Origin of the sequence: Paraliobacillus quinghaiensis, assembly GCF_003426025.1 — a bacterium.
Taxonomy (GTDB): Bacteria; Bacillota; Bacilli; order Bacillales; family Amphibacillaceae; genus Paraliobacillus_A; species Paraliobacillus_A quinghaiensis.
Window position 1 is genome coordinate 1 of the sequence record NZ_QJSH01000046.1, and the last position, 7,759, is coordinate 7,759.

General features: G+C 32.6%; 12 protein-coding genes, 1 rRNA gene and 1 pseudogene. 3 read left to right on the forward strand and 11 right to left on the reverse strand.

Going from position 1 to position 7,759, the window contains the following annotated elements; translation table 11 throughout:
- A 16S ribosomal RNA gene (locus tag D2K40_RS15845) occupies nucleotides 1–92 on the reverse strand; the annotation flags it as partial.
- A gap of 272 nt (nucleotides 93–364) precedes the next feature.
- Complete coding sequence (locus D2K40_RS15850) at nucleotides 365–589, reverse strand: hypothetical protein (protein ID WP_117157310.1); 225 nt, start codon at nucleotides 587–589, stop codon at nucleotides 365–367.
- Between the two features lie 120 nt (nucleotides 590–709).
- On the opposite strand from D2K40_RS15850, the gene pdaB reads away from it, so the two are divergent.
- The gene (pdaB, locus tag D2K40_RS15855) at nucleotides 710–1,471 is read left to right on the forward strand and encodes a polysaccharide deacetylase family sporulation protein PdaB (RefSeq protein ID WP_117157311.1); all 762 of its coding nucleotides are present in this window, start codon (nucleotides 710–712) and stop codon (nucleotides 1,469–1,471) included.
- 106 nt (nucleotides 1,472–1,577) lie between these two features.
- Nucleotides 1,578–2,228: a spore germination lipoprotein GerD gene (gene gerD / locus D2K40_RS15860; protein WP_117157312.1), complete on the forward strand. Its 651-nt coding sequence runs from the start codon at nucleotides 1,578–1,580 to the stop codon at nucleotides 2,226–2,228.
- Between the two features lie 55 nt (nucleotides 2,229–2,283).
- Here gerD and D2K40_RS15865 read toward each other — a convergent pair whose 3' ends face one another.
- From D2K40_RS15865 to rpsI, 3 genes and pseudogenes are all read right to left on the reverse strand, one after another.
- A complete protein-coding gene (locus D2K40_RS15865; RefSeq protein ID WP_117157313.1) occupies nucleotides 2,284–3,327 on the reverse strand; it encodes an Mrp/NBP35 family ATP-binding protein in 1,044 nt (347 codons plus the stop codon).
- Nucleotides 3,328–3,416: 89 nt separating this feature from the next.
- Nucleotides 3,417–4,127 (reverse strand): N-acetylmuramoyl-L-alanine amidase CwlD, encoded by a 711-nt coding sequence (cwlD, locus tag D2K40_RS15870; protein WP_117157314.1) that lies wholly within the window; start codon nucleotides 4,125–4,127, stop codon nucleotides 3,417–3,419.
- 189 nt (nucleotides 4,128–4,316) lie between these two features.
- Nucleotides 4,317–4,382: pseudogene (rpsI, locus tag D2K40_RS15875) on the reverse strand (30S ribosomal protein S9); the annotation flags it as partial.
- Between the two features lie 269 nt (nucleotides 4,383–4,651).
- On the opposite strand from rpsI, the gene D2K40_RS15880 reads away from it, so the two are divergent.
- Nucleotides 4,652–5,014 carry a cyclic-phosphate processing receiver domain-containing protein gene (locus D2K40_RS15880; protein ID WP_117157315.1) on the forward strand — a complete coding sequence of 121 codons (363 nt, stop codon included), beginning with the start codon at nucleotides 4,652–4,654 and terminating at the stop codon, nucleotides 5,012–5,014.
- A 174-nt stretch (nucleotides 5,015–5,188) separates the two neighbouring features.
- Here the strand turns inward: D2K40_RS15880 and D2K40_RS15885 are convergent, their stop codons facing one another.
- The 6 genes from D2K40_RS15885 to D2K40_RS15910 all read right to left on the reverse strand — a co-directional run.
- On the reverse strand, nucleotides 5,189–5,377 hold the full coding sequence (locus D2K40_RS15885; RefSeq protein ID WP_117157316.1) for a hypothetical protein: 189 nt from the start codon (nucleotides 5,375–5,377) through the stop codon (nucleotides 5,189–5,191).
- Between the two features lie 82 nt (nucleotides 5,378–5,459).
- A complete protein-coding gene (locus D2K40_RS15890) occupies nucleotides 5,460–5,948 on the reverse strand; it encodes a hypothetical protein (RefSeq protein WP_117157317.1) in 489 nt (162 codons plus the stop codon).
- A gap of 70 nt (nucleotides 5,949–6,018) precedes the next feature.
- Nucleotides 6,019–6,600 (reverse strand): VanZ family protein, encoded by a 582-nt coding sequence (locus D2K40_RS15895; RefSeq protein ID WP_229666809.1) that lies wholly within the window; start codon nucleotides 6,598–6,600, stop codon nucleotides 6,019–6,021.
- A gap of 50 nt (nucleotides 6,601–6,650) precedes the next feature.
- Nucleotides 6,651–6,833 carry a hypothetical protein gene (locus tag D2K40_RS15900; protein WP_117157318.1) on the reverse strand — a complete coding sequence of 61 codons (183 nt, stop codon included), beginning with the start codon at nucleotides 6,831–6,833 and terminating at the stop codon, nucleotides 6,651–6,653.
- Between the two features lie 111 nt (nucleotides 6,834–6,944).
- The gene (locus tag D2K40_RS15905) at nucleotides 6,945–7,394 is read right to left on the reverse strand and encodes a hypothetical protein (protein WP_117157319.1); all 450 of its coding nucleotides are present in this window, start codon (nucleotides 7,392–7,394) and stop codon (nucleotides 6,945–6,947) included.
- A gap of 171 nt (nucleotides 7,395–7,565) precedes the next feature.
- On the reverse strand, nucleotides 7,566–7,759 hold a 194-nt coding region (locus D2K40_RS15910), incomplete at its 5' end, for a VanZ family protein (RefSeq protein ID WP_162879256.1).

Consider the following 7,759-nt stretch of genomic DNA (forward strand, 5'->3'; position numbering starts at 1 on the left):
CCGAAGGGGTCATCTTGCTTCCCGCGCTCGACTTGCATGTATTAGGCACGCCGCCAGCGTTCGTCCTGAGCCAAGATCAAACTCTCCATAAAATGCGAGCTTGGTTGCTCATTTAAAATACTAGCTTGTTTCTTACTTAACATACTGGTTGTTTCGTTCAGTTTTCAAAGATCAATTTTGTGTCGTTGTTTTTCGCGACGAGATATAATATATCATGGTTACGAAAATGTGTCAACACTTTTTGTTAAATTAATTAAATTGTTTGGTCAGTTCATTTTGTGTTTGATCTGACAACAAGAAATAATATAGCATATACCAGAACATCGTGCAATAGATTTTTGAAATAAATTTAAAGAAAATGTATTTATTTGTTCCACTTTATGTTCTTAGGCATATATTTGATCACTTCTTGCTGATTGGCAACACGACGAAACAGTTGAAAAAGTACCTTGTATCGATCTGATATTGCTATTTTCACCATTTTATCCAAATGATTATCCTGCAAATCAAATAACAGTTCATCTAATTCTCGTTTTATTAAATATTCTATCTCTTTTTGTTCCATTTCATCGATTAACATTCCTAACATATTTATCCCTCTTTCAAAATATAAACTATTCTATTATTTTATATCAGTCTTCTTTTATTACACATTATTGCAATAATCTTCTCATAAGATATAGCAAGTCCATTAAAAGGGGAAATGAATATGACCTATTTCTTAACAATTAAGCTAAAGAAGATTAAAAGAACTAGCCTATTACTTTTATTAGCATTCTTTACTGCATTATTTTTATGGGTTGAATCCGAGAGTGACTTTTCTGTTTTTTCTTCAAAGGATAACCCAGCTGCTCTTAGTCAAGGGAGCCCAGACGATGCCTCCATTGCATTAACCTTTAATATTAGTTGGGGAAATGAGATGGTTGAACCAACATTAAAGAAATTAAAGCAAAATGATGTAAAGGCAACATTTTTTTTGATTGGTGAATGGGCTGAACATCACCCAGATTTAGTCGAGCAAATTGAAGCAGATGGACATGAAATCGGCATGATGGGTTATCGTTATAAAAGCTATCTAAAACAGGAAATTGAACAAGTTCGCAAAGATTTGATTAAAGCAAAAGATGTTTTTACAACTCTTGGTTATCCTGAAATGAAACTTTTACGAACACCTAGTGGTCACATAAATGACGAAATATTGAAGCTAGCTGAAACACAAGGATATGACGTGATTCAATGGAATATCAATCCAAGAGATTGGAAAAATCCAGGTACTCAAAAAATAATTGACCGTGTAATGAAAAATACAGATAACGGTGATATTATTTTATTAAACGCTTCTGACTCAGTTAAGCAAACACCAGAAGCATTAGATACCATTCTTCCTGGATTAAAAAAGAAAGGTTTCTCCTATGTAACAATATCTGAAATGATCACTAGAGCTAAAGCTGAAAACCATGAAGTTAATTAATACCTAATACATTTATATCCTTTCACAACTATCTTTTTACATACATAAAAATACAACTAATCCTCATATTAAGAATAAGATAAAAGAAAGAAAGGATATAAATCCAATGATTAAAAAGATATACCTAATTGCATTCCTCAGTCTTTTTCTTCTCTCCGCTTGCGGTGGTAATAATGACAATTCCGGTGGAAACCAGGAAACTTACGACACCACAAAAAAAATGGTGACAGATATTTTAAAGACTGATGAAGGAAAAAAAGCCATTACTGATGTTTTAGCCGACGAAGAAATGCAAAAGACTTATGTGCTTGAATCAAAAGTCGTTGAACAAGCCATATCAGACGCCCTTACATCTGACAAAGGGAAAGAGTTTTGGGAAAAAATGTTCTCTGATCAAAAATTCGTTGAAAGTTTTGCAAAATCAATAAAAGACCAACAGGAAGATGTTATAAAAGGTTTAATGAGTGATTCGGAGTATCAAAAGAAAATGCTAGAACTATTAGCCAACCCTGAAATGGAAGATCAAATAGTAACTGTGCTAAAGGGGCAGCAATTTCGCGAGCATTTAGAAAAAACAGTGCAAGAAACATTGAACTCTCCATTATTTAAAGCCCAGATGACAGACGTTATTTTAAAAGCAGCAGAAGAGATGAAACCAACTGAAGGTGGCTCTAGTGAACAATCTGGGGAATCAGGTGGCGCAAGTGGATCAGAAGAATCTGGAGGTAGCGAAGAACAAAAGTCTGAAGAGGAATAAGGTTATACTTATAATAAATGAGGACATCAAATTAATGATGTCCTCATTTATTATTTTAAAAATTATCGTCTATATGTGTAGCAATCTGTTGATACACTTTTGCTAAAGGATGATCTTCTTGATAAACAGAGGCATGGGATTCACCTTCTTGATACGGTTGAGCAAGCGGTAACTGCCCAATTACTTCAGAGTCTAGTTCCTCAGCCAACTTCTGACCGCCACCTTGCCCAAAGACATATTCACGTTCCCCTGTTACTCTGCTTTCGAAATACGCCATATTTTCTATTACACCGATTATATCGTGATTTGTATTAATAGCCATTTGTCCAGCTCTGGCTGCCACAAAGGCTGCAGTTGGGTGTGGAGTCGTGACAATTAATTCTTTTGAAGTAGGGATCATGTTATGAACAGATAAAGCCATATCACCCGTCCCAGGTGGAAGATCTAATAAAAGGTAATCTAAATCATCCCATTCTACCTCAGTGAAAAAGCTTTTAAGCATTTTTCCAAGACGTGGCCCTCTCCATATAACAGGTGAATTATCTTCAACAAAAAAGCCCATAGATATCATTTGTACACCAAAGCGTTCTACCGGGACAATTCTATTTCCTCTTAACGTAGGCCGATTTTCAACACCCATCATATCGGGAATACTAAAACCATAAATATCCGCATCTATAATCCCAACTTTTTTACCTAAGCGAGCTAAAGCAACTGCTGTATTAACTGTAACAGTTGATTTCCCTACACCGCCCTTACCACTAGCTATTGCTAAAAATTTGGTTTTTGTTTTTCCACTTAATAATGTTGGTTTTGCCGGGTCCTCTGGGCTAAATTTTTCAATTACTTCTTCTGATAACTGCGAGAAACGTAATCCTACGGTTGGCACTCCCGCTTCTTTTAATATCGTTACAATTTCTTGTTGCATTTGCATTTGTTCTGCAGTATTAGGTTTTGAGATTGCAATTTTAACGCTAACATGTTGCTTCTCTTCTTTTATTATAATATCTTCTATACCACCTGTTTCTGCTAATGTTCTATGTAAAAATGGATCTTTAACTATATCTAATTTTTCTATCACTTGTTCTCTTGTTAACAATACTGGCACCGTCCTTTCTAGACTAGAACTGTTTGTATGTTAGTATAGCATATTTTAAAAGCTTTTAAATAATGAGACACTTACTAGCGTTACTCATTATCACTTGTTGCATAATGCAATATACCTTCATAGATGCTAGCTGCCATTTTAGTCTGATAGGACGTTGTCTTCAATAATTCTCTTTCATGAGCGTTTGAGAGAAAGCCGATCTCTACTAAAGCACCCGGTGGATTTGTATGCTTCAATAAGTACATATTATTTATAGCTAATACATCACGATTCGTATTCTCTAAATTACGTTTAATCTCATCTTGAATACTCTTCGCTAAATTTTCACTTTTTTCCAAACCCGGGTAATAAAACGTCTGCGCTCCACTCCACTGTGTTGCAGGTAATGCATTTAAATGGATGCTTAGAAAAAAATCCGGTTCTTTGCCATTGATAAAAGCTACTCTGTTTTTTATATCTTCCACTTTTCGATTTGCAATTCCTTTTGTATCTGTTGCGGCTAAGTCACGATCTGATTCTCTTGTCATGTACACCAACGCGCCCGATTGTTGTAAATAATCACGAATCTTTTTTGTAACTATTAAAGATATATCTTTTTCCAAAGTCTCTTCTACACCAACCGCACCACCATCCACTCCACCATGACCAGGATCTAATACAATCACTTGGCCAGCCAAAGGTAACGACCATGAATCCCAAGAGTCAGTTGTTTGCTGAATAGGATACTGTATTAATATAACTAGCAAAATAGCACCACTAACCCAAAGCGCGACCTTCATTACTTGATTCATCCTACTTCCTCCCATACCTTTTCCTGTTCTTCACTATATGGGACAGGACGCAAATTTATGCCTCAAACAACGATTCAATTGATTGTCATGTTTATTGATTTTCACGATCACAATTGAAAATCTTCTAACTTAACAAATACAAAAAAGACCTCCAACCAAATTGGTTGAAAGTCTTTTGAATTGTAAAAATTAACGCTTTGAGAACTGAGGAGCTCTACGCGCGCCTTTAAGACCGTATTTTTTACGTTCTTTAATAACACGAATTCAACTGAATTCAGCACGGTTTAAAAAACGTTGGTATAAAGCTATTCTTCTTCAATTGAATTAAGTTCAATTTATTGAAATTTAATTAAAAGTGAGTCATTTGTGAGTCAAAAATATAAAATACTGGCGGGCAATATATAATATAGTAGAATTAATATTTCACTAAAAATGATAACAATCCTAAGATATTCAAAAAAACTATATATAATGAAGGAATTAATCATTATAATAAAATCATGAAAGATGAAGAGGTGTTAAAATTGATACAAGATATAAATCTATATGTCGATGATTTAAGGGATTGCCCAAAAGGATTTGTAGTCGCAAGAAATGTAGATGAAGCAATACACTATCTAGAAAATTATAAGGTTGATATCCTTTCGCTAGACCACGATTTAGGCGAAGATAGTGAAGGTAATCTTTTGCCAACTGGTTACGACCTTGTTAAGATTTTCTGCGAAAAAGGGTATCGTGCCGAGAAAATATATCTGCATACCGACAATGGAGTTGGTCGCGAGAATATGTTCCATACATTAAAAGGTGCTCAAAGAAGAGATTTTATTGATCAAGACATTGAGATATACCATTATTCAATAACTGTAAATAAATATACTCGAGAATAAGACCTTCCAAGGTCTTATTCTTTATCCATTTTAGCAATCCAACAGTTATTTTATTTAATTTTAGCTAACAGAAATAAACTTTTGTTCTACTTGCTAAAATGCTAAATTTTCATCTAATTCAAACCAGCAGAACCATTACAAACATCTCTATCTAGATTAGTATCTTTTTCTTTCTTATTTACTATGATACAAGTATGGTATATCAAGAATTCTTATTTCTCTTGTGTTTCCGACGATACCTGAATATCTTCCATCTTTAGGAACCTTCTCCCCTTTATCCACCCCTATTCCTGCCTGTCTTAAACGTTGAATAATATACTCTTGTTTTTGAATAAATTGCTTTTCATCAGAGTTCTTCAGCATTTTAATCACCTAACCTTTTAATGTTATTATACACGTTACTTCTCATCACTTATTTAGTTCTTCTACTTTTTAACCCATAAGGTTATTTTAAATTAAATGACTTATGAAATTCTTCTTCTCCATAATTGCTAACATACGTCACTGAGTAATCAATACTTGCCAAGGGTTCTTGACTCTCAATAACAAATGGTTGTTTTTTCAAATCATCTTCTAAGTAAAGTGATGGTTCTGCTACATACAAACTATCACTTCCAATTTTTATATTTAAATTTTTCATCTCATACCCATTTTCTTCATAATACCCTGTTATAATATATGCCCAACTAGAATCTTGCTTTTCTTTATGAACTGAAAAAATTAAACCATTTTCAAGTTTAAATATCTCTTGGTTATCATCGTTATTTTCATTATCCTTATTAGCACCTGGACTCTCATTTGATTGTCCATTGTCCTTTTGAATTTCCTCGTGTTTTGTATTATCTTGATTACCTATTTGTCCTTCAGAAGTACAAGCTATAATACTTACCATTGCTAGCAATATTGCAAATAATAAACCTACTTTTTTACTCATATTAACCCCCTTGTAAATCTTGAAACAACCACATATCTTATTAAACATAAGCACTATTTAGTTGAGTAATTTAATAATTTACTGACTTAATTCTTTTACAATTTATAAATAATATAATAGCGTAAAAAGGTACATATCCTAACATACCTCCAAGTGTATTTAAAATTAAATCATCAACATCAAAACTCCCAAATTTAAATACGAATTGAATAAGTTCAAAAGTTAAACTTAAACAAAATGTTGCTATGGTAACTTTCTTCAATCGAAATCGTTTTGATAATAAAGGCAAAATAAAACCAAACGGTGCGAAACCAATTATATTCCCAGCTAAGTTCTCAACTCTAATATTGAAATTTATGTCTGCTAAAAACAAATAATAGATTATCGTTTTAAAAGGAATAAAGTTATGGTTGTTCCAGTAATAACCATCATAATAACTAAAAGTAAAATGATTAATAATGTCAGGAATTGATAGATATTTAAATAAAATTAATTTTGAAAGAACCAATAAATAAAGACACAATAATATTACTAAAATTACTTTTATAAAAAGCCTCATATTTTTAAGAACTCCAATCTTACTTTCTTTAAGTAACTTCCCCGTTCGCTCAATATACAGTAGGAGCTGCACATCAACAGCTCTTTGTTTCACTAAAGCTACCCTTTAATTTAAGTACATCATTTCCCATATTCACCCTAGTTTTAATATAATTTACTTTTACCTTTAGGAATGATAAACCGTATAATCTCATTTAAAAAACCTATAACTGAAACAAACAACACTGTATAAGCAAGAAGGTCATTAGCATTTCCCATAAAAATAATTTGAATTATAAAAATCACAGCAAAAATAAAAGCAGTAACTAAGTAGTAAATATTTTTCACAGTATCTCCACCTCTTTTTCTAAATTTGCTTGTTGTGCTAAACTGCCAGTAGTGAAAAAGCGACTGTTCTTATTAAACAATCGTACCTTTTAGTTGAAGAGTTATTATTGTTTAATTTATTTTTTCAGCAGACGGGATTGCTCCGTTTAATAATGTGTTTAATTTTTCATAATCAACCTTCCAATAATAACCGTTACTATCCTGAACATAGTTCATTCCTATAACCCACAAATCGCCACCATAAGTAGTATTATCCTGTGTTTGAAGCAGGATTTTAGTGTGTTTTTCAGGTGTTTCATCAGGTGGAAAATTATTATTTTTAATTTCTGAGTATTTTTCTGATTTAGATAACAACTTTGCTATCTCCGATACTTCCTTTTGATTGGTAATTAGATATTGAGAAAAACCCTCTTTACTTTCACTACTGACAATGACCTGTTTTATATCATTTTTAGAAAAAGAAAATCCCCAAATCGATATATGTGTTTGATAATAAAATCCAACATATGCAGTTACTACTAGAACATTTGATAGTAAGACAATCCATTTCTTTCTGTACAATTTTCTACCTCCTACTTTAATAAAACCAGTAAACCAATTCATTGGAAAACAAAATACCCCTTTTGAATGACTGTTATTCAGCTAAACTGCCTTGTTAGCAAAATAGGAGCTGCCGCAACGACAGCTCCTTGTTCCACTAAAGCCATCCTTTTGTTGAATAAGAAATGAATACTAATTTAATATTTTCTGAACAATTCTTGTTCTCCAAATACAAAATCCTATCAAAGCACCAAGTATATTAAGGATAAAATCATCAATGTCGAAACTTCCTCTTCTTGAAATCACTTGAATAAATTCAAGAGAAAATAATATCGCAATCATCGAAGTAATAAACACACTTACTTTACTTATTCTTTTAATGAAAA

What these genes read in the sequence shown, in the direction of transcription:
- D2K40_RS15890 (WP_117157317.1), bottom strand. Translation starts at nt 5,948, where the DNA reads ATGAGTAAAAAAGTAGGTTTATTATTTGCAATATTGCTAGCAATGGTA.
- D2K40_RS15850 (WP_117157310.1), bottom strand. Translation starts at nt 589, where the DNA reads ATGTTAGGAATGTTAATCGATGAAATGGAACAAAAAGAGATAGAATAT.
- pdaB (WP_117157311.1), top strand. Translation starts at nt 710, where the DNA reads ATGACCTATTTCTTAACAATTAAGCTAAAGAAGATTAAAAGAACTAGC.
- gerD (WP_117157312.1), top strand. Translation starts at nt 1,578, where the DNA reads ATGATTAAAAAGATATACCTAATTGCATTCCTCAGTCTTTTTCTTCTC.
- D2K40_RS15885 (WP_117157316.1), bottom strand. Translation starts at nt 5,377, where the DNA reads ATGCTGAAGAACTCTGATGAAAAGCAATTTATTCAAAAACAAGAGTAT.
- cwlD (WP_117157314.1), bottom strand. Translation starts at nt 4,127, where the DNA reads ATGAATCAAGTAATGAAGGTCGCGCTTTGGGTTAGTGGTGCTATTTTG.